The 18,865-nt window shown below is 60.9% G+C and carries 17 protein-coding genes and 1 tRNA gene; 10 read left to right on the top strand and 8 right to left on the bottom strand.

Translation table 11 applies throughout. The annotated features are described in order from the left end of the window. The first annotated feature begins 66 nt into the window (after nucleotides 1-66). Nucleotides 67-243 carry an AbrB/MazE/SpoVT family DNA-binding domain-containing protein gene (locus ACTJJ7_RS04290; protein WP_440965579.1) on the top strand — a complete coding sequence of 59 codons (177 nt, stop codon included), beginning with the start codon at nucleotides 67-69 and terminating at the stop codon, nucleotides 241-243. Between the two features lie 92 nt (nucleotides 244-335). Here the strand turns inward: ACTJJ7_RS04290 and ACTJJ7_RS04295 are convergent, their stop codons facing one another. After that, nucleotides 336-821, bottom strand: coding sequence for a GreA/GreB family elongation factor (locus ACTJJ7_RS04295; protein WP_130268915.1), 486 nt, complete (start codon nucleotides 819-821; stop codon nucleotides 336-338). 107 nt (nucleotides 822-928) lie between these two features. Here ACTJJ7_RS04295 and ACTJJ7_RS04300 point away from each other — a divergent pair, with 107 nt between their 5' ends. Then, the gene (locus ACTJJ7_RS04300) at nucleotides 929-2,257 is read left to right on the top strand and encodes a TIGR03808 family TAT-translocated repetitive protein (RefSeq protein WP_440965581.1); all 1,329 of its coding nucleotides are present in this window, start codon (nucleotides 929-931) and stop codon (nucleotides 2,255-2,257) included. Here ACTJJ7_RS04300 and ACTJJ7_RS04305 read toward each other — a convergent pair. The 3 genes from ACTJJ7_RS04305 to ACTJJ7_RS04315 all read right to left on the bottom strand — a co-directional run bounded on the left by ACTJJ7_RS04305 (nucleotide 2,250) and on the right by ACTJJ7_RS04315 (nucleotide 5,363). Continuing rightward, a complete protein-coding gene (locus ACTJJ7_RS04305; protein WP_105737184.1) occupies nucleotides 2,250-3,269 on the bottom strand; it encodes an asparaginase in 1,020 nt (339 codons plus the stop codon). The two genes, ACTJJ7_RS04300 and ACTJJ7_RS04305, sit on opposite strands and share 8 nt — an antisense overlap. 103 nt (nucleotides 3,270-3,372) lie before the next feature. Beyond that, nucleotides 3,373-4,083 (bottom strand): class I SAM-dependent methyltransferase, encoded by a 711-nt coding sequence (locus ACTJJ7_RS04310; RefSeq protein WP_440965583.1) that lies wholly within the window; start codon nucleotides 4,081-4,083, stop codon nucleotides 3,373-3,375. A gap of 113 nt (nucleotides 4,084-4,196) precedes the next feature. Beyond that, complete coding sequence (locus ACTJJ7_RS04315; protein WP_105737180.1) at nucleotides 4,197-5,363, bottom strand: acetyl-CoA acetyltransferase; 1,167 nt, start codon at nucleotides 5,361-5,363, stop codon at nucleotides 4,197-4,199. A gap of 275 nt (nucleotides 5,364-5,638) precedes the next feature. On the opposite strand from ACTJJ7_RS04315, the gene betI reads away from it, so the two are divergent. The 4 genes from betI to betB all read left to right on the top strand — a co-directional run bounded on the left by betI (nucleotide 5,639) and on the right by betB (nucleotide 10,995). Beyond that, on the top strand, nucleotides 5,639-6,232 hold the full coding sequence (gene betI / locus ACTJJ7_RS04320) for a transcriptional regulator BetI (RefSeq protein WP_440965584.1): 594 nt from the start codon (nucleotides 5,639-5,641) through the stop codon (nucleotides 6,230-6,232). Then, nucleotides 6,229-7,752, top strand: coding sequence for a choline-sulfatase (gene betC, locus ACTJJ7_RS04325; protein ID WP_440965586.1), 1,524 nt, complete (start codon nucleotides 6,229-6,231; stop codon nucleotides 7,750-7,752). The genes betI and betC overlap by 4 nt, the downstream gene beginning before the upstream one ends. Nucleotides 7,753-7,763: 11 nt before the next feature. Next, a complete protein-coding gene (gene betA / locus ACTJJ7_RS04330; protein ID WP_440965588.1) occupies nucleotides 7,764-9,413 on the top strand; it encodes a choline dehydrogenase in 1,650 nt (549 codons plus the stop codon). Between the two features lie 118 nt (nucleotides 9,414-9,531). Further along, nucleotides 9,532-10,995: a betaine-aldehyde dehydrogenase gene (gene betB, locus ACTJJ7_RS04335; protein ID WP_440965875.1), complete on the top strand. Its 1,464-nt coding sequence runs from the start codon at nucleotides 9,532-9,534 to the stop codon at nucleotides 10,993-10,995. Nucleotides 10,996-11,034: 39 nt separating this feature from the next. On the opposite strand, the gene ACTJJ7_RS04340 is transcribed toward betB, so the two are convergent. Further along, nucleotides 11,035-12,228, bottom strand: coding sequence for a serine hydrolase domain-containing protein (locus tag ACTJJ7_RS04340; protein WP_440965590.1), 1,194 nt, complete (start codon nucleotides 12,226-12,228; stop codon nucleotides 11,035-11,037). A gap of 85 nt (nucleotides 12,229-12,313) precedes the next feature. Here ACTJJ7_RS04340 and ACTJJ7_RS04345 point away from each other — a divergent pair, with 85 nt between their 5' ends. Further along, on the top strand, nucleotides 12,314-12,955 hold the full coding sequence (locus ACTJJ7_RS04345; RefSeq protein WP_440965592.1) for a TetR/AcrR family transcriptional regulator: 642 nt from the start codon (nucleotides 12,314-12,316) through the stop codon (nucleotides 12,953-12,955). Here ACTJJ7_RS04345 and ACTJJ7_RS04350 read toward each other — a convergent pair. Further along, complete coding sequence (locus ACTJJ7_RS04350) at nucleotides 12,952-15,186, bottom strand: AGE family epimerase/isomerase (protein ID WP_440965594.1); 2,235 nt, start codon at nucleotides 15,184-15,186, stop codon at nucleotides 12,952-12,954. The genes ACTJJ7_RS04345 and ACTJJ7_RS04350 overlap by 4 nt on opposite strands. 257 nt (nucleotides 15,187-15,443) lie before the next feature. Here ACTJJ7_RS04350 and ACTJJ7_RS04355 point away from each other — a divergent pair. Continuing rightward, a tRNA-Pro gene (locus ACTJJ7_RS04355) sits at nucleotides 15,444-15,520 on the top strand. A 56-nt stretch (nucleotides 15,521-15,576) separates the two neighbouring features. Here ACTJJ7_RS04355 and ACTJJ7_RS04360 read toward each other — a convergent pair. Continuing rightward, nucleotides 15,577-15,855, bottom strand: coding sequence for a hypothetical protein (locus ACTJJ7_RS04360; protein WP_425350509.1), 279 nt, complete (start codon nucleotides 15,853-15,855; stop codon nucleotides 15,577-15,579). A gap of 180 nt (nucleotides 15,856-16,035) precedes the next feature. Here ACTJJ7_RS04360 and ACTJJ7_RS04365 point away from each other — a divergent pair, with 180 nt between their 5' ends. Both ACTJJ7_RS04365 and ACTJJ7_RS04370 read left to right on the top strand, forming a co-directional pair. After that, on the top strand, nucleotides 16,036-16,680 hold the full coding sequence (locus ACTJJ7_RS04365) for an FMN-binding negative transcriptional regulator (protein ID WP_440965596.1): 645 nt from the start codon (nucleotides 16,036-16,038) through the stop codon (nucleotides 16,678-16,680). A gap of 14 nt (nucleotides 16,681-16,694) precedes the next feature. Next, nucleotides 16,695-17,600 carry an aminoglycoside phosphotransferase family protein gene (locus ACTJJ7_RS04370; protein ID WP_440965598.1) on the top strand — a complete coding sequence of 302 codons (906 nt, stop codon included), beginning with the start codon at nucleotides 16,695-16,697 and terminating at the stop codon, nucleotides 17,598-17,600. Nucleotides 17,601-17,610: 10 nt separating this feature from the next. Here ACTJJ7_RS04370 and ACTJJ7_RS04375 read toward each other — a convergent pair whose 3' ends face one another. Further along, nucleotides 17,611-18,714 (bottom strand): GGDEF domain-containing protein, encoded by a 1,104-nt coding sequence (locus ACTJJ7_RS04375; RefSeq protein WP_440965599.1) that lies wholly within the window; start codon nucleotides 18,712-18,714, stop codon nucleotides 17,611-17,613. Between the last annotated feature and the right edge of the window lie 151 nt (nucleotides 18,715-18,865).

An 18,865-nucleotide genomic window follows, 5' to 3' on the forward strand; every position in this document is an offset into this window, starting at 1 on the left:
GATCAGCAATCTTGATTCACTTGACTGCAGGTGTTGTAATTCATTCGCAACACTGGGGCGCAGATCATGTATGTGGTCACCTTGATAGAGATCGGAGACGAAGTTGGTTTCATTATTCCAGATGAAATTCTTGATCGTTACAATCTTAAAATCGGTGACGAACTTGAGGTTTTAGAAACGGATAAGGGATTGATCCTAATACCGTCTGCTATTGCGTCTGGGGCAGATGGCAATGGCTTATGATGCATCCGCAAAGCTGAGCCTGGCTTTGCCAGCCCAATTGAGGCAACCGGCCAAAAAGCCGTTGTAAGCGAATGGTTTAAGGCTTTTTCTGGTTATTCCGATTCAACCTGCGGCAGTCCGATCGCAATGATTTCCCATTCGCGGCCGTTGAGTTCGAAAATATCGCCGAGCGATTTGCCGAACATCAGTTGCGCCATGGGCGAGACATGCGAAATCTTGCCGTGGCTGGCATCGGCCTCGTCCTCGCCGACAATGGCCCAGCTGTGGCGGGTATCGTGCTCATCGGCGATGGTCACCGTCATGCCGAAGCGCACCACGGAGCTGGCGGGGTCGGGATGGGAAACCTCCGCCGTCTCGCGCCGCGCCGTCCAGTAGCGCAGATCGCGCGATGCCCGCGCGATCAGATCGCGATCGGCTTCGGCATTGCCCTTGGCCAGTTCCTCGTGCAGGGCAGCGATCTCCGCGTCGATCATGGCAAGACCGTTTTCGGTCACCAGATTCCGGTGCGGACTGACGGGGCGCTCGCCCAGATCAATCGATGAATTGCTGTCATCTTCCTTGGTGAAAGCTCTGCTCATCGGGTGAAGGTATGCCTTGCCTGAGCAAGCTGCAAGTGCCATCAATCGATTGGCCAGAAGACGCACAATCCCTGGCCTGTCCAAACGCTGAACCTGAGGTAAAGCCCGTGATCGACAGACGTCTTGTTCTCGGTGGCATGGCCGGTCTTGGTGCCGGGGCACTCCTGCCCGCCCGGACTTTTGCGGCGACCTCCGCAGGGCTCAATCCGGGATCGCCTGACGATCAGGGCAAGGCGCTCAATGCCCTCCTGCAGAAGGCGAGCCAGACCGGCGACCAGATTTTCCTGCAACCCGGAACCTATATTGTTTCCGGCGTGGATTTGCCCGCACGGACCAATCTCGCCGGCATTCCCGGCGCAACCCGCCTCGTCTACGGAGGCGGCGGTTCCTTTCTCAGGGCCAGCAGCGGCACGCAGATCCGCCTCAGCGGACTTGTCATCGACGGCGCGAACCAGCCGCTTGCCGGCAGCGTCAAGGCACTGGTCGATGCTGCCAATGTCACCCGGATCGTCATCGAGGATTGCGATGTCGTGGCATCGGCCAAAAACGCCATCGCGCTTTCTCAATGCGGCGGCAGTATCCGCAACAACCGCATCAGCGGCGCACGCGATGCGGGTATTTTCGCGTCGCAATCCACCGGCCTCGACATCACTGCCAACCATGTCGGCGCGTGCGGCAATGGCGGCATCCTGATCTTTCGCGATGCGCAGGGACCGGACGGGACCATCGTCAGCGGCAACCGCGTCGAGAATATCCGCGCCGATGGCGGCGGCACCGGCCAGAACGGCAATGGCATCAATGTGTTCCGTGCCGGCAACGTGCTTGTTTCCAACAATGTGCTGAAGAACTGCGCCTTCTCCGCCGTCCGCGCCAATGCCGGAAACAACGTCCAGATCATCGGCAACAATTGCACCGGCAGCGGCGAGATGGCGCTTTATTCCGAATTCGCCTTCGAAGGCGCCGTCATCGCCAACAACATCGTCGATGGCGCAGCCAGCGGCATTTCCATGGTCAATTTCGACGGCGGCGGGCGCATGGGCACCTGCAGCGGCAATGTGGTGCGCAACCTCACGGCCATCGGGCCCTATCCCGCCGATGCGCCGGGTTTCGGCATCGGCATCAGCGTCGAAGCGGATATTGCCGTGACGGGCAACGTCATCGAGAACGCGGCCCTCTATGGCATCAAGCTGGGCTGGGGCCCCTACATGCGCAACCTCACGGCGACGGGCAATGTGATCCGGCAGGCGGGCACCGGCATTTATGTCAGTGTCGTCGATGGCGTTGGCTCCGCCATCGTCACCGACAATATCATTGGAAAAGCCGTCCGGGGCGGCATTCTCGGCCACCGCTGGATGGATGCGGTGACCAAGGATCTCGCCCGGCAGAATGCCAGCGGCTATGACGGGCTGATCGTCGAGCGCAACATTCTCAGTTGATATTGGCTTCCGTCAGAATATCGGCCGGGCTGACAACGCCATAGGTGATGCCGTTCCAGTTGCGCATTTCGCGGTCGGCAAACCGGTCGAGCTTCGATTCCAGTTCCGCGTCATTGCGGAAAATCCGGGCAAGGACTGCCGCAACCATCGCTTCGGAGGCGCGTGTCGCACCGTCGTCGCATTTGATTGCGATGCCGAGGCCGAATTCCGGCAGAGCCGCAACGAAAACACCTTCCGCGCCGGTCTTGACGAAGATGCGTCCCGGCGCCATTTCCATCAGCCGCGTGCAGGCACGGTTGGTGCCTGCAACATAATATGGGGCTGCCATGGTGGCATCGAGCAGACGCTTTGCAGCCTTGGCCCGCACCGGCGGCAGGCCGGTGCCCGTCACCATGCGGGCAAAGCCATGGGCAAGGCTTTTCAGCGGAATGGCATAGGTCGGGATGGAGCAACCATCGGTGCCGCAGCGATCCAGTGCATGAACCGCACCGGTTACGCTCTCCATGGCTTCGCATACCATGGTCTGCGTCGGCGATCCCAGGGTCGAATAGCCTGCAGTCTCGATGCCGAGATGCACGCAGGTGCAGAGAAATCCGGAATGCTTGCCGGAGCAGTTGTTGTGCAGCGCCGTCGGCTCCTGCATGCTGCGGGCCTGCGCGATCAGCACGGACTGATCGGATGACCAATGCGCGCCGCATTCCAGCGCGGAGAGGTCGAGACCGGCACGGCCGAGCATGTCGGCGGCCTTGCTCACATGCAGCGGTTCGCCCGAATGCGACGCGCAGGCCATGGCCAGTTCCTCATTGCCAAAACCATAGGCATCGGCGGCGCCGCTTTCCACCAGCGGCAGCGCCTGGATTGCCTTGATTGCCGACCGGGGAAAGGTCGGCCGTTCGATATCGCCAACCGAATAGACAATCCTGCCGTCGCCATCGGTGACAACAACCGCGCCGCGATGACGGCTCTCCACTGTTTCGCCGCGAAAAACTTCAACCAGAACCGGATTGCTCATAACGCCCTACATTGCTCGGGAAATCGACCGGCACCCGCCGGAATTGATGGTCTTATAGGATGCTCCGCTTGCCTTTCCAATGGCGAAAACCGGAGATTTGCGCTCAGCCGTTCTTCTGCCATTCCATGACAAGGAAATAGGGCACCCGGCGGTAGCGATCAGCCTTGTCAGGATCGCCGCCATACGGTGCTGGTTCGGCAAAATGGCGCAGGGCAAGACCGTGGCCAAGGAGTAGCGACATGTAGGTGCTCAGCGGCCGATGCCAGTTCTGGATGCGGATACCGCGCCACTCCACCCAGTCCACACGCTCCTCAAGATAATGATCAACATAGAAGCGCGGATCGCCATTGATATCGGGCTGCCAGCCTGCCGGCTGTCCCGCCGTGTTGAAGCTGTTGAGATTGGCAATCAGCAGGGTTCCACCCGGTGCAAGTACCCTGACCATTTCAGCGATGGCCTTGCGCAGATAGGGAATATCGATGAGCGAGAGGTAGCTTACAACCAGATCGAAGGAAGCATCGGGAAACTCCAGCGCCTCCGCATAACCGAAACGATAGTCTCCTTCGGGATCACGGGCCTGCGCCTGCGCCAGCAATTCCTCGGTCGGGTCAATACCGACCGGCTTGATTCCAAGGTCCTTGAGGATGCGGCAGAAGCGGCCCTCGCCGCAGCCGACATCGAGTGCGTTTTTAAAACCGCGGCCGCTGACGCGCTCCAGCATCGGTTTGTCGAGAACATAAACGCGACCGTAATCACCGTCTTCCGCCTGTTCGGCAATCCAGGCGGATGCCGATTCCTTCCATCCGTTCGACATGTCTTTTTCCCCCGCCGGAAAAGATGATTCAATTCATGGATTTGCCGGATGCTTTTGACACGGCGAATCCGGAACTTGAAGTCCCGGATTCGGAAAAACCGCTATCGGGCGGTTTACTTGATGCGTTCGAGGATCGACACGTAGTTGGCCACGGCAGCGCCACCCATGTTGAAAATGCCGGCAAGCTTGGCATCCGGCACCTGAATGCCGCCGGCTTCGCCCGTCAACTGCATGGAGGAGAGCACATGCATGGAGACGCCGCTGGCGCCAATCGGATGGCCCTTGGCTTTGAGACCACCGGATGGATTGACCGGCAGGCGCCCGCCCATGGCCGTCTGGCCTTCCAGCGCAACCTTGGCGCCCTCGCCCGGCTTGGCCAGTCCCATGGCCTCATATTCGATGAGTTCGGCGATGGTGAAGCAATCGTGGGTTTCGACAAAGGACAGATCGTCGATGGTGACGCCAGCCTGATCGAGGGCGCGCTTCCAGCCTTCGGCGCAACCTTCGAACAAGAGGATGTCGCGCTTGGAGATCGGCAGGAAATCCTGCACATGGGCAGCGCCACGGAAAGCCACGGCGCGCCTCATCTTGAGCGCGGTCTGCGTGTCCGTGAGAACCAGCGCCGCCGCGCCGTCCGATACCAGCGAGCAATCCGTCCGCTTCAACGGACCGGCAACGAAGGGGTTCTTTTCGCTTTCATGCCGACAGAACTCATAGCCCAGATCCTTGCGCATCTGCGCGTAAGGGTTGTTGACGCCGTTCTTGTGGTTCTTGGCGGCAATTGTCGCCAGCGCATCGGACTGGTCGCCATATTTCTGAAAATAGGCAGCCGCGATCTGGCCGAACACTCCGGCAAAACCGGCGGGGATATCGCCCTCTTCCGGCAGGTAAGAAGCTTTGAGAAGGTTCTTGCCGATCTCGGGTCCCGGCGTCGATGTCATCTTCTCGACACCCACCACCAATACAACACGGGCAGCACCGGCGCGAATGGTCTTGATGCCCTGATGCACGGCGGCCGAACCGGTGGCGCAGGCATTTTCCACGCGCGTGGCGGGCTTGAAGCGGAAGGCATCGCTGGCCTGCAGGACGAGGCTGGCGGTGAAATCCTGCGGCGAGAATCCGGCATTGAAGTGGCCAAGGACAATCTCGTCCACATCCTGGGGGCCGATGCCTGCATGATCGAGCGCAGCGACGGCCGCCTTGACGATCAGGCTTTCAACGCTCTCGCCTTCCAGTTTTCCGAAAGGCAGATGCGACCATCCAACGATACAGGCTGTCATGTCATTCCTCCAAAATGTCATTCTTGTTGACGTAACCATGAACCCGCATCGTTTCAAGGTAAAGGGCTTTGTTGCAGTGCAATACCGGGGCCTGTGGTTTGGCAATTATCGTGCGGCTGGGAGCATCGTGGAGAGCCGTTTATTGCTTGCCGGTGGTTGCATCCCGCACCCCCGCGTGGTTCGCACTCCCATCAAATACCGCTCCAAAATGTCGTGATTTTTATTGATTGACCAGTCAATCAAGAATAATAATTGCTCCGAACGAGGTTTTCAGCATGCCCAAAGTCGGAATGGAACCACTGCGCAAGCGGGAGTTGATCGATGCGGCGATCCGCACCATCGGCCAGCGCGGCTCGCTTGATGTGACCGTCGCGGAAATCGCCCATGAAGCGGGTGTTTCGCCAGCACTGGCGCATCATTATTTCGGCGGCAAGGAACAGCTGATGCTCGCCACCATGCGCCATCTCCTGAAAGAACTCGGGCAGGACCTTCTCGCCGCTCTGGCCACAGCACAGACGCCGGCGCAACGCGTTGCCGCCATTATTGCCGTCAACTTCTCCGCCTCGCAGTTCGCGCCGCAGACCGTGGCGGCGTGGCTGACCTTTTACGTGCATGCGCAGCAATCGGTCGAGACCCGCCGCCTCCTGCGTGTCTATGCCCGGCGCATGCAGTCCAACCTGGCCTTTGCCCTCAGCAACATGACCGACCGGGCCACCGCCCTGCAGGTTGCCGAGGGCACCGGGGCGATGATCGACGGGCTCTATATCCGCCATGCGCTGCGCAATGGCGCGCCTGAGGCAGCTTCGGCAATCGCGCTCGTGGAAGATTACGTGACGACGAAACTAGCCGCCGCCGGAGCATCCCAATGACAAGACCGAACATTCTTATCCTGATGGTCGACCAGCTGAACGGAACCCTGTTTCCGGACGGCCCGGCTGACTTCATCCATGCCCCGCATCTGCGCGCTCTGGCGCAGCGTTCGGCCCGCTTTGCCAATAGCTATACCGCTTCGCCGCTCTGCGCCCCCGCCCGCGCCTCCTTCATGTCCGGTCAGCTGCCGTCACGCACCCGCGTTTATGACAATGCCGCCGAATTCGCCTCGGATATTCCGACCTATGCGCATCACCTGCGCCGCGCCGGTTACTACACCGGCCTTTCCGGCAAGATGCATTTTGTCGGTCCCGACCAGTTGCACGGCTTCGAGGAACGCCTGACCACCGACATCTATCCCGCCGATTTCGGCTGGACGCCAGATTACCGCAAGCCGGGCGAGCGCATCGACTGGTGGTATCACAATCTCGGCTCTGTCACCGGGGCTGGCGTCGCCGAAACCAGCAACCAGATGGAGTATGATGACGAGGTGGCGTTTCATGCCACGCAAAAGCTCTACCAGCTGTCGCGCACCTCAGACGATGCGGCGAGCCGCCCGTGGTGCCTCACCGTCTCCTTTACCCATCCGCATGACCCCTACGTGGCGCGGCGCAAATACTGGGACCTCTACGAGAATTCGCCAGCGCTTGAACCCGCCATTGCCGCCATCCCCTTCGAAGCGCAGGACCCGCATGCGCAGCGCCTGATGCAGGCCTGCGACTACACGCAATTCGATATTACCACCGACAATATCCGCCGGGCACGCCAGGGCTATCTCGCCAATATTTCCTATGTCGATGACAAGATCGGCGAAATTCTGGAGGTACTGCAGGCTACGCGGATGCTCGACGACACCATCATCGTCTTCACGTCAGACCATGGCGATATGCTGGGCGAGCGCGGCCTGTGGTTCAAGATGAACTTTTTCGAGGGGTCGGCCCGCGTGCCGCTGATGATTGCCGGTCGCGGCATCCAGCCGCAATTGGTCACGCAGCCGGTATCGACGCTCGATATCAACCCGACCCTTGCAGCACTTGCCGGTATCGACATTGCCGCCGTCAAACCATGGACCGACGGCGAAGATCTGACCGGCGTCATCGCGGGCGGCAAGCGGCAGGGCCCGGTGCTGATGGAATATGCGGCGGAGGGCTCCAACGCCCCGCTCGTCTGTATGCGCGACGGCCAATACAAGTTCGTGCATTGCGAGATCGATCCGCCGCAACTGTTTGATCTTGAATCGGATCCGCACGAGTTGACCAATCTTGCCGGTGATCCCGCCCATGCCGTGCTGCAGGCCCGGTTCACGGCTGCCGCCAGGGCGCGCTGGGACATGGCCGCCTATGACGCCGCCGTGCGCGAGAGCCAGGCCCGGCGCTGGGTTGTCTATGAAGCCCTGCGCAACGGCTCCTACTACCCCTGGGATTACCAGCCGCTGCAGAGGGCCTCGGAACGCTACATGCGCAATCACATGGATCTGAATGTTCTGGAAGACAAGGCGCGCTTTCCGCGCGGCGAATAATGGGGCCAGCTATGGAAGCAGATTTCGTCATCATCGGTTCGGGTTCGGCCGGTTCCGCCATGGCCTACCGCCTGTCGGAGGATGGCAAGCATTCGGTCATCGTCATCGAATTCGGCGGCACGGATATGGGGCCGTTCATCCAGATGCCCGCCGCCCTCTCCTTCCCGATGAACATGAGCACCTATGACTGGGGCTTTTCGTCCGAGCCGGAACCGCATTTGGGCGGGCGCACGCTGGTCACGCCGCGCGGCAAGGTGATCGGCGGCTCCTCCTCCATCAACGGCATGGTCTATGTGCGCGGCCACGCCCATGATTTCGACCATTGGGCGGAAAGCGGCGCGGCTGGCTGGTCCTATGCGGATGTGCTGCCCTATTTCAAGCGCATGGAACATTCCCATGGCGGCGAGGCCGGATGGCGCGGCACCAATGGCCCGCTGCACGTGCAGCGCGGGCGGCGCGACAATCCGCTGTTCCACGCCTTCGTGGAGGCCGGAAAGCAGGCCGGTTTCGAAGTCACCGAAGATTATAACGGCGCCAAGCAGGAGGGCTTCGGCGCCATGGAACAGACCATCCACAATGGCCGCCGCTGGTCCACCGCCAATGCCTATCTGCGCCCGGCGCTGAAGCGGCGAAATGTGAGTCTCGTCAATGGCTTCGCGCGGCGTGTGGTCATTGAGAATCAAAGGGCGACGGGGGTGGAAATCACCCGGCGCGGCAAGACGGAAATCGTGCGCGCGCGGCGTGAGGTGATCGTGGCGGCGTCGTCGATCAATTCGCCAAAGCTTTTGATGCTGTCGGGCATCGGCCCGGCACAGCACCTGAAGGAACATGGCATTGCCGTGGTGGCTGACCGCGCCGGTGTCGGCCAGAACCTGCAGGACCACATGGAAGTCTACATCCAGCAGGAGAGCCTGAAACCGATCACGCTCAATTCGAAACTCGGACTGTTTTCCAAGGCAAGGATCGGCGCGCAATGGCTGTTCTTCAAGACGGGCGACGGCGCCACCAACCATTTTGAATCCGCCGCCTTCGTGCGCTCAAAACCCGGTGTCGACTATCCCGACATCCAGTACCATTTCCTGCCCGCGGCCATCCGTTATGACGGCAAGGCGGCGGCAAAGGGCCACGGCTTTCAGGCGCATGTGGGTCCGATGCGCTCGAAGTCGCGCGGCAGCGTCACCCTGCGCTCGTCCGATCCGCTGGAAAAGCCGAAGATCGTCTTCAACTACATGTCACACCCCGATGACTGGACGGACTTCCGCCATGCGGTGCGGCTGACCCGCGAGATTTTCGGCCAGGCGGCGCTTGCTCCCTATCGCGGCCGCGAGATTTCGCCGGGCGCGCATGTTCAATCCGATGAGGCCATCGACGACTTCCTGCGCGAGCACGCGGAAAGCGCATTCCATCCCTGCGGCACCTGCAAGATGGGCGCGGCAAGCGATCCCATGGCCGTGGTCGATCCGCAATGCCGGGTAATCGGTGTCGATGGCCTGCGTGTCGCCGATTCCTCGATTTTTCCGCGCGTCACCAACGGCAACCTGAATGGTCCCTCGATCATGACCGGCGAAAAGGCATCGGACCATATTCTTGGCCGCGATTCCCTGCCGCGCTCCAATCAGGAACCGTGGATCAATCCGCGCTGGGAAGTGAGCGACCGGTGAGTGATTATGTATTCACCCCCCTCTGGCTTGCCAGCCATCTCCCCCCTTGTGGGGGAGATGTCCGACAGGACAGAGGGGGGTGAGTAATATAAGAATGAACAAACTTCAGGAGAACACCATGCGCGCGCAGCCGAAGGCATCACATTTCATCAATGGCCGCTTCGTCGAGGACAAGGCCGGCAAGCCGCTCGATGTGATCTATCCGGCGACCGGCGAAATCATCGCAAAACTGTTTGGCGCAACGCCGGCCCTGATCGAACAGGCCGTGCAGGCTGCGGCGGCCGCTCAGCCCGCCTGGGCAGCGCTCAAGCCGGTGGAACGCGGCCGCATCCTGCGCCGCGCGGCGGACCTTCTGCGTGCCCGCAATGCCGAGATCGCCGAACTGGAAACGCTTGATACCGGCAAGGCCATTCAGGAAACACTGGTTGCCGATCCGGCTTCGGCCGCCGATGCCCTGGAATTCTACGGCGGCATCATCGCCGGTTTCAATGGCGAGATGATCGAGCTTGGCGGCTCCTACGCCTATACGCGCCGCGAGGCACTCGGCGTGTGCGTCGGCATCGGCGCATGGAACTATCCGATTCAGGGCGCAGGCTGGAAGTCGGCCCCGGCGCTCGCCGCGGGCAATGCCATGATCTTCAAGCCGTCGGAAAACACCCCGCTATCGGCGCTCGCCCTGGCGGAAATCTACAGGGAGGCGGGCCTGCCCGATGGCCTATTCAATGTGGTGCAGGGGTTTGGCGATGTCGGCTCGCAGCTCGTCGATCACCCTCTTGTCGCCAAGGTCTCGCTGACCGGCTCGGTGCCCACGGGCAAGAAAGTGCTGGCACAGGCCGGTTCGCACATGAAGCATGCCACGATGGAGCTCGGCGGCAAGTCGCCGCTGATCATTTTCGACGATGCGGACGTGGAGAACGCCGTTGGCGGCGCGCTGCTCGGCAATTTCTATTCCACCGGACAGGTCTGCTCGAACGGCACCCGCGTCTTCGTCCAGAAGGGCATCAAGGACAGGTTCCTCGACCGGCTGGTGACGCGCACCAAGGCAATCCGCCTCGGCGATCCGCTCGATCCGGACATCCATCTGGGACCGCTGATCAATGCGGCGCAGCGCGACAAGGTTGTTGCCTATATCGAAAAGGGCAAGGCCGAGGGGGCGACGCTTGCCTATGGCGGCGGCGTGCCGAAGATGCAGGGTTTTGAAGGCGGCTGCTATGTCGAGCCGACGATCTTTACCGGTGTCACCGATGGCATGACCATCGCGCAGGAGGAAATTTTTGGGCCCGTTATGGCCGTGCTTGATTTCAAGGACGAGGACGAGGTTGTCGCCCGCGCCAACGATACGGAGTTCGGACTATCCGCCGGTGTCTTCACCAGGGACCTTTCCCGTGCCCACCGCGTCATCAGCCAGCTCAAGGCGGGCACGTGCTGGATCAACACCTACAACCTCGCCCCGGTTGAAATGCCGTTCGGCGGCTTCAAGCAGTCCGGCGTCGGCCGTGAAAACGGGCTGGCTGCACTCTATCACTACAGCCAGATCAAGTCTGTCTATGTGGAAACCGGCAAGGTCGAAAGCCCCTATTGAGGCATGGAGGCGGGACATTGATCTGTCCCGCCATGTCCATCATTTGCCATAGATGGCGTCACGCACGCCATCGGGAAATGCCCCCATCATGCCGGCATGGGCCGTATTGGTCAGCGCAACGACGGTAAGCTTGCGCTCAGGATCGACAAACCACGACTGGCCATAGACACCGCCCCATTGCCAGGTGCCTGCCGATTGCGGCGAGCCCGCCGCCGCAGGGTCTTTCAGAACGGAAAACCCGAGACTGAAACCCCAGCCCGGCGGCGTGGCCGTCACGACGATATCGCCAATCTGGTTGTCAGACAGCAGCTTGACGCTGGCGGCCTTCAGCAGGGGCGAGCCGCCCTTGCGCAGGGTTTCGAGGAAGCTCACATATTCATCGGCGGTCCCGGCCATGCCCGCACCGCCAGACGCGTAGGAAGCGGGATCGAAGATGCGGTCCGATACAAAGCTGACGCCGCCATCGAAAAACGGCACGACATGCGGTCCGTCCATCCGCACCGGCGGCTGCGCATCGCCATAGGCTACCGCCAGTCTTGCCCGGTCACTCACGCTGAATGCCGTATCCTTGAGACCCAGCTTTCCGGTGACGTGTTCGCTCACCAGCTCGGGTAGCGTCTTGCCCGTGGCCTTGGCAAGCACTGCGCCCAACACGTCGATGCCAACCGAATATTCCCAGCTGGTGCCGGGTTCAAACGACAGGGGCACCGTTGCGATCCGGCGCAGATTTTCTTCGATGGAGAGCCCCGGCTGGTCAAGACCATCGGATATGTTGGCCTTGCGATAGGGGCCGTCGGCGGGCTGAAGGAAGCCATAGCTCAGGCCAGACGTGTGATCCATCAGCTGCCGGATGGTGATGACAGGTTCACGGCCATCAGCCAGTTTTGGCCGGAAATCCGGCAGATACTGCGTGACGGGATCATCGAGCTTCAGCTTTCCCTCTTCCACCAGCCGCAGGGCTGTAACCGCGACAATCGGCTTGGTCATCGATGCAAAGCGGAAGATGGCATTCTCCCCGATCGGCACCCCGGCCTCGCGATCGGCAAACCCCGCCGCGCGGCGATAGACGATCTCGCCATTCTCGGCGACCAGGATGACGGTGCCCACGATGGTCTGATCGGCGATGGCGCGATCAATCACGGCGTCGAGCCGGTCCTTGAAACCGGCCTGTGCAGCCAGTGCCGGAGCGGTCAAGGCAAGTGTTGTCAGGGCTGTTGCAACTGGTATGTTCATCGGCCTGTTCCTTTTTAATAGTGGTCGCTATATAATAGGATTAGCACAAGCCTGCTTCGCGTCAACAAATTTATTAGTGGTCACTATGAAAATAAACGAGCCATCTGACAGCACCGTTGAAGAACCCGGCCGCAAGCGCGGCCGTCCGCGCAGCTTTGACCGGGAGGCGGCGCGGGAGAAAGCACTGCAGCTTTTCTGGGAGCACGGCTACGAGGGCACGTCGATCAACGACCTGACGGCGGCGATGGGCATTACCCCGCCCAGCCTCTACACGGCCTTCGGGTCGAAGGAAGCGCTCTATGCGGAAGTCCTCGACCTCTACCGCAGCAGTTTCGGCGCCTATTTCCCGGCTGCACTGACGGAGGAAAAGACGGTTTATGGCGGGATCAGACGTCTGTTGCGCGGCGCGGCGGAAACGTTCACCGCAGGCCCGGGCGGTTGCATGATCTCGACGGCGGTCCTCTCCTGCGCATCGGAAGTGAAAGGGGTCGCCGCTAGTCTGGCTGCCATGCGCAGCGGCAGTCTGGATATGATCGAGAACTATATCCGCAAGGGCATCGGCACGGGCGAACTGCCGGAGACCACCAATACGCGCCAGCTGGCCCGATTTTATGGCACCATCATTCAAGGCATGTCCGTGCAGGCGCGCGACGGCGCGAACGTCGAAGAACTGACAGGCATTGCCGAAACCGCCATGCGGGCCTGGCCCGTGCAAGCCCCGGATTAAGCCTTTCCGATGTAATCCACATATTGCGTCAGGGCGCAGACGAGATGATAGAAGATCGAGGCCGGCACCTCTTCGGCCCGCGCCCTGCCCTTTTCATCGATCAGGTCGATCCACAGGCCCTTCGGCGCCTGTTCGATATGCCAGCGGAACAGGCGGCCCACCCGCGCCTCGACCTCCGGCTTGAGGTCCGGCCCGCCATTGCCGTCAAGCGCGATGGCGGCTTTCACAGCCTCGGTCTGCGGCCAGCTGCGTGAATTGGTGTCGAGCGGCAGGCCGTGCCGGGATACAGCGCCATAGGCGAGTTCCGTCGTGCGGTTCAGCCCGTTGGCAATGGCCGAGGCATAGAGCTTGCGCGCGTGGCGGATGATGTCTTTCTGGCCCGACGCCTTAGCAAAATTGGACAGGAGGTAGGCCCATTCGAAATGATGCCCCGGCTCGGTCCATTCGCCCTTTTCGCCCGGAGCGCGCTCCCAGTCATCGGTAAAATATTCGCCCAGCGTCCATGTCTCCGCATCGAAAAGGTGATGCCGGAACAGATCGACGATCCGCGCGGCGCGCTGCAGATAATCGCGGTTCCCCGTCACATCGTACCAGGCAAGGAATGATTCCAGCAGGTGCATATGCGGGTTGGAGCGGCGCAGACCGGTATCCCCCGGCATTTCCAGGAAACCACGCAGCTTGGAATCGGCGAGGTACTCGTCGATGAAGGCAAAGGTTTCCGTGGCAAGACCCAGCGCCTGCGGATGGCCGGCCCGATGGGCATGCGCCAGCGCCAAAAGCACGAAGGACTGGTCATAGGCATCCTCCGCCCCGTCAAGCACCGTGCCGTCTGGGTTAAAGGTCTTGACCCAGCCGCCGCGTTTCGTGCGGCCATTGGCCGTGATGAAGCGGATGCCGTGGTCGATCAGATCATGGGCCGGGCCGTCCCAGCCCATTTCGTGCGCCACAGCAAAGGCATAGATCTGCCGCGCCGTGGTGCGCATCCGCTTGGTCTTGACGATGGGGGTGGCGTCAAAGGTCAGCGCCTCATGAAAACCGCCATAACGCCGGTCAACGCCGACCGTCGACCACAGCGGCAGCGTCTCCTCGAACAGCCAGTGGCGCACACGCTTTTCATAGGCACCGACCTGCGGCAGCCGGTCCTGCGCCGGGGTGAACTTGGTTTCGAGCCGCCCGGTCTTTTCCAGCTGTTCGACGATCTTGCGCACATTCTGGCTTTCGGTGACGGGCGCGACGAATGTCGCATCGGAGGTCGACACCACGGCCAGATCGCGCAATCCGATGGCGGAAAGCAGGCGGCCATTGCTGCGCAGATAGCTGTTCTCGCAATCGATGGCCACGACGTCGCCGACAATCACATTGCCGCTGCCATCGCTGGAACTGACTTCGAGCAGGGACTGCCACGATCCGAGATCGTTCCAGCGGAAGCGCGCCGGGACCAGCGCAATGTCCTTTGCATGTTCCATGATGGCATAATCGACGGAAATGGACGGCACCTCGGCGTAGAGATCATGTGGCAGGTAGGTGCCTGAGACATTGCTTGTCGCCGCGTCGAGCGCCGTGACGGCCCCGTCCCAGATCTTTGGTGCATGGGCCCGGAACGCGTCGCGCATGGCGCTGGCGCGGAACAGAAAGATACCGGAATTCCAGAGGAAATTTTTTGATTCGAGATACTGGATCGCGGTTGCCTCATTCGGCTTTTCCACGAAACGGACGACATCGCGCGTGTCATCGTTCTGCGGCCCGACCTCGATATAGCCGTAGCCCGTCTCCGGCCGGTCCGGCTGGATGCCGAAGACAACGATCCGGCCGGCCATGGCCGCGTCGGTTCCCGCTTCCACGGTATTCCAGAAATCGCGGTCCGTGGTGATTTCGTGGTCGGAGGGAACGACAAGCACCAGATCATCGCCATGTTCGCGCAGCGTGATCTCGGTTGCCAGCACGACGGCGGCGGCGGTGTTGCGGCCCATGGGTTCGAGAATCGCCCGTCCGCCCGCCAGATCGACGCCGGAAAGATCCTGGCTGATGCGGTCGGCATGCCGTTCGGAAGCGAGCAGATAGACCGGAACGGCCACATCGCCGCCGCGAGCACTCATGCGCTTGACGGTACGCAGCAGCATAGAACCTTGACCGGAAAGATTATGAAACTGCTTGGGAAAGTCTTCGCGCGACAAAGGCCAGAGCCTTGAACCAACACCGCCACTCATTACAAAGCTGATAATACGCTTCATTCCCGATGTCATTGCATGCAACCCCATTGTTTCAGTCGATATCTCGTCCGATATACAATTAGCTCTCTTCCGGCAGACTTTGCGATACATCGCATCATCCGTATTTTATCGATACAAGACTTTCAGCAGCGATCACAAGGCCGGTTCACCCATTTCCAGAACATGGTTTATGTTTGCATGGGTATAATTGAAGAAGTGCTTATGAAACGACTTGCAGGCATAAAAACTCGGCGGTATATACCCCGCATCGCTGGTCACGGAGTGTAGCGCAGCCTGGTAGCGCACGTCGTTCGGGACGACGGGGTCGGAGGTTCGAATCCTCTCACTCCGACCAGTGTTTTCAAGAGCTTCCCAAGCCAATGCCCGGTCTGCGGACATGCCGGGCGCATGTCAGTGCAGCGTATCGCCGCCATCGGGATCGATCAGGCCGGCCAGCCCCTCTTCCTCGACCGCACGCAGAAATTCGTCATATGCAGCCTGGTCCGTCTCGAACGGGTCATCCCAGACAATGGAATCCTTGTCTTCGGTCACCACCTCCAGCGTCCATTCGCTCTGCTCGGCAAGCCGGTAAATCTCGACACTGACGGTGATTCCATCGCGCGTGAACTCCTTCGACAAACGCGATACAACCAGTTCGGGTTCTTCGTCCATCATGAGCCCTCGGGACATTGCTTGTTTCTCGCTTCATCATCTTACGACGCGCCGTGAAATAGCAAGCGGGAAATCCAGATTCCTGCTTGCCGGCGGGCGCGGGCTTGCATGCGCCTTGCGCCGCCGCGCCGATACACTATTATTCCCCGCAAACGCCGTGCGCGGCATGAAGCCGTAACCGATAGACCGGAGCAATCCATGTACAGACCACCCGCGTTTCGTGAAGACCGCCTTGACGTGATGCATGAATTGATCCGCAAACACCCGCTGGCCATGCTGGTGACCGGCGGCGAACACGGGTTGATGGCAAATCTCATCCCCTTCGAACTTGACGCGGATGCGGGGCCGAACGGAACCCTTCGCGCGCATCTGGCCAAGGCCAACGAACAGGTGGCGGCATTGCAGGCGGGTGCCGAGGCGCTGGTCATTTTCCAGGGCCCCAACACCTATATCACGCCGTCCTGGTATGCGGCCAAGCGTGAGCACGGCAAGGTTGTACCAACCTGGAACTATGTGGTTGTCCAGGTCTGGGGCACACCGCAGATACAGGACGATCCCGAATGGCTGCGCCGCCAGATCGGCAGCCTCACCCGCACGCAGGAAGGCAGCCGCGCCCAGCCATGGGCGGTGGAAGATGCGCCCGAGCCATTCATCGCCGGGCAGGTGAAAGGCATTATCGGCGTTGAAATCCCGATCGCGCGCATCGAAGGCAAATGGAAAGTCAGCCAGAACCGGGCTGAGGCCGACAGGACCGGCGTTGCCGAGGGCCTGCAGGGGGAAGGCCCCGAAGCGCAGGCCATGGCGCGGATCGTGCACGAACGCGGAAAAGCCGGCGGCGCCTGACCGCCTTCCCCGTCATGCAAAAACCTGACATTTCACTGGCCGCCGCCGCGGGCAAGCTCCGGCAATTGACGGGCGAGACCGTCCGGCTCGTCCCGATCACGGAAGGCGAGGATTCGCGTGCCTTCCGCTATGATCTGGGCAATGAGCGCTTTGTCCTGCGCATCAACCGGTCCGCTGACGGATTTGCCAAGGACGCCTATGCGAGCCGGCATTTTTCTGCGCCCGCGCTGCCCATTCCGGCCATTGTCGCTCATGGCGTTCTTGATGACGGCAACGGGTTTTGTGTCTCGCACATGGCCGAAGGCGTCACCCTGCAGGATTTGCCGCCGCAGGATCTGCCGCCGGTTCTTGCCCCGGTCGCCGATGTCCTGCAGGCCATCGCCCTATCCGGCGTCGGACAGGCACGCGGCTATGGCCCGTTCGATGCGGCGGGAAACGGGCGCAATGCCAGCTGGGGGGAATTCCTGTCCGCCGTGTCGGGCTATGACTGGAGCTTTGTTGCCAGCCTGACCGGCGATGACCGGGCCGCGGATATGGCCGGACGCTGCGCCGAACTGGCCCGGTACTGCCCCGATGTGCGGGCACTCGTGCACGCGGACTTCGGTTCGAACAATGTATTGACCGATGGCCGTCATATCACCGGTGTGATCGACTGGTCGGAAGCCATGTATGGCGACCCGCTCTACGATATCGCCAATATCCTGTTCTGGCGGCCATGGCTGGACTGCATGGAGCAGCAGGCACGCTATTTCGAGGTTCACCGGCCGGATCTCGTCCAGGACAAAACCGTCCTTGCCTGTTATCAGCTGCGCATCGGACTGCAGCAAGTCCATGAGAGCGCCATCGACGGGGCGCAGGGCGACATGCGCTGGGCGCTGCAACGCTGCGCTGCCATCACCAATGCTTTGGGGCAGCGTTAGGGGCCAGCCCCTAGGCGGCCATGGCCGCCAGTTCGATGCGGTTGCGGCCGAGGCGCTTGGCCCGGTAGAGCGCCACATCCGCCTCTTCAATCAGTTCCGTCATCGACTGGTGCTGCGCCGTGAAGGTGGCGACACCGGCGCTGACGGTGACATGGGCCTGCGTGCGCCCGAGGTCGAAAAAGGTCTCGTTGACGCGCCGCCGGATTGCTTCGGCCATCGCCATGGCTTCAACGGCGGTGGCTGATGGCATCAGGATCGCAATCTCCTCCCCGCCATAGCGGGCGACCAGATCGGATTTGCGCACCAGCGAACGAATGATGGTGGAGATTTCCACGAGCACCAGATCGCCATTGGAATGGCCCCAATGATCGTTGATGCTCTTGAATGAATCGATATCGATCATGACAAGCGAAAACACGTCGCCGCCGGTCGATGCCGCCTTGCGGAAGGTGCGCCGCGCCACCCGGTCAAACAGGCGGCGGTTGGCAAGGTTGGTCAACGGGTCCGTATGGGCATCCACCTCCAGCGTCTTCACCCGGTCGACACGCAGACGCTCCCGGTGCAGGAACATCGAGATGAGAAAAATCCCGGCAACGCTCAAGGTCAGCATCGGCAGCGCTATGCGCTGGAAGATCGGCAGCGCCTGCTCGAATGGCAGGATGAAGACGCTCAGCGTATAGAGCGGAACCGTCAGGCCGAGTATGAGGAAATGTTTCCAGGAATAGGTCTGGGGCCGGTAGACCAGCGTGAAGATCAGGCTGATCAGGCCGATGATGACAATGCCCACGACACCGGCATGCACGCCGGCTCCGCCGATCAGGATGCGGGACAGGATCGTTAGAGCCGTCGACACCAGCACAGCCGCCACGCCGCCGAACGGCGCGCTGAGCGCCAGCAGGATGGAACGCGCATCGACAATGATGCCCTCATCGACGATGACGGGGTCGAGCATGGAAATGATGGCGGCACCGCCGAACAGAAACCCAACCATCAGGCCGCGCGTCCAGGGCAGGTTGAAAGCACGGATGATGGAGCCATAGGCCATGCTGACCAGGGCAACCAACCCGAGACGATGGACGAGATCGGCGAAGACAGGGAAATATTCAGCGTACAATTCTCAACCTCAATTCCACTTCCTGCGACACTAGCGTTTGCGGGCTAATTTCGTACGAAGGACATCCCTAAAAATTGAACTATTGGGCGAAGCGACGCGAATCTTCTACCATAGGTTGTATTGACTGACGACCTTTTAAACAAATTTTACC

The organism is Phyllobacterium sp. 22229 (assembly GCF_052056495.1).
Classification (GTDB): domain Bacteria; phylum Pseudomonadota; class Alphaproteobacteria; order Rhizobiales; family Rhizobiaceae; genus Phyllobacterium; species Phyllobacterium myrsinacearum.

Excerpts from the sequence above, each read along its gene's own strand:
- ACTJJ7_RS04350 (WP_440965594.1), bottom strand. The coding sequence starts at position 15,186 with ATGAAGCGTATTATCAGCTTTGTAATGAGTGGCGGTGTTGGTTCAAGG.
- ACTJJ7_RS04340 (WP_440965590.1), bottom strand. The coding sequence starts at position 12,228 with ATGAACATACCAGTTGCAACAGCCCTGACAACACTTGCCTTGACCGCT.
- ACTJJ7_RS04360 (WP_425350509.1), bottom strand. The coding sequence starts at position 15,855 with ATGTCCCGAGGGCTCATGATGGACGAAGAACCCGAACTGGTTGTATCG.
- betA (WP_440965588.1), top strand. The coding sequence starts at position 7,764 with ATGGAAGCAGATTTCGTCATCATCGGTTCGGGTTCGGCCGGTTCCGCC.
- betC (WP_440965586.1), top strand. The coding sequence starts at position 6,229 with ATGACAAGACCGAACATTCTTATCCTGATGGTCGACCAGCTGAACGGA.
- ACTJJ7_RS04295 (WP_130268915.1), bottom strand. The coding sequence starts at position 821 with ATGAGCAGAGCTTTCACCAAGGAAGATGACAGCAATTCATCGATTGAT.
- ACTJJ7_RS04365 (WP_440965596.1), top strand. The coding sequence starts at position 16,036 with ATGTACAGACCACCCGCGTTTCGTGAAGACCGCCTTGACGTGATGCAT.
- ACTJJ7_RS04290 (WP_440965579.1), top strand. The coding sequence starts at position 67 with ATGTATGTGGTCACCTTGATAGAGATCGGAGACGAAGTTGGTTTCATT.
- ACTJJ7_RS04315 (WP_105737180.1), bottom strand. The coding sequence starts at position 5,363 with ATGACAGCCTGTATCGTTGGATGGTCGCATCTGCCTTTCGGAAAACTG.
- ACTJJ7_RS04370 (WP_440965598.1), top strand. The coding sequence starts at position 16,695 with ATGCAAAAACCTGACATTTCACTGGCCGCCGCCGCGGGCAAGCTCCGG.
- betI (WP_440965584.1), top strand. The coding sequence starts at position 5,639 with ATGCCCAAAGTCGGAATGGAACCACTGCGCAAGCGGGAGTTGATCGAT.
- betB (WP_440965875.1), top strand. The coding sequence starts at position 9,532 with ATGCGCGCGCAGCCGAAGGCATCACATTTCATCAATGGCCGCTTCGTC.
- ACTJJ7_RS04310 (WP_440965583.1), bottom strand. The coding sequence starts at position 4,083 with ATGTCGAACGGATGGAAGGAATCGGCATCCGCCTGGATTGCCGAACAG.
- ACTJJ7_RS04345 (WP_440965592.1), top strand. The coding sequence starts at position 12,314 with ATGAAAATAAACGAGCCATCTGACAGCACCGTTGAAGAACCCGGCCGC.
- ACTJJ7_RS04305 (WP_105737184.1), bottom strand. The coding sequence starts at position 3,269 with ATGAGCAATCCGGTTCTGGTTGAAGTTTTTCGCGGCGAAACAGTGGAG.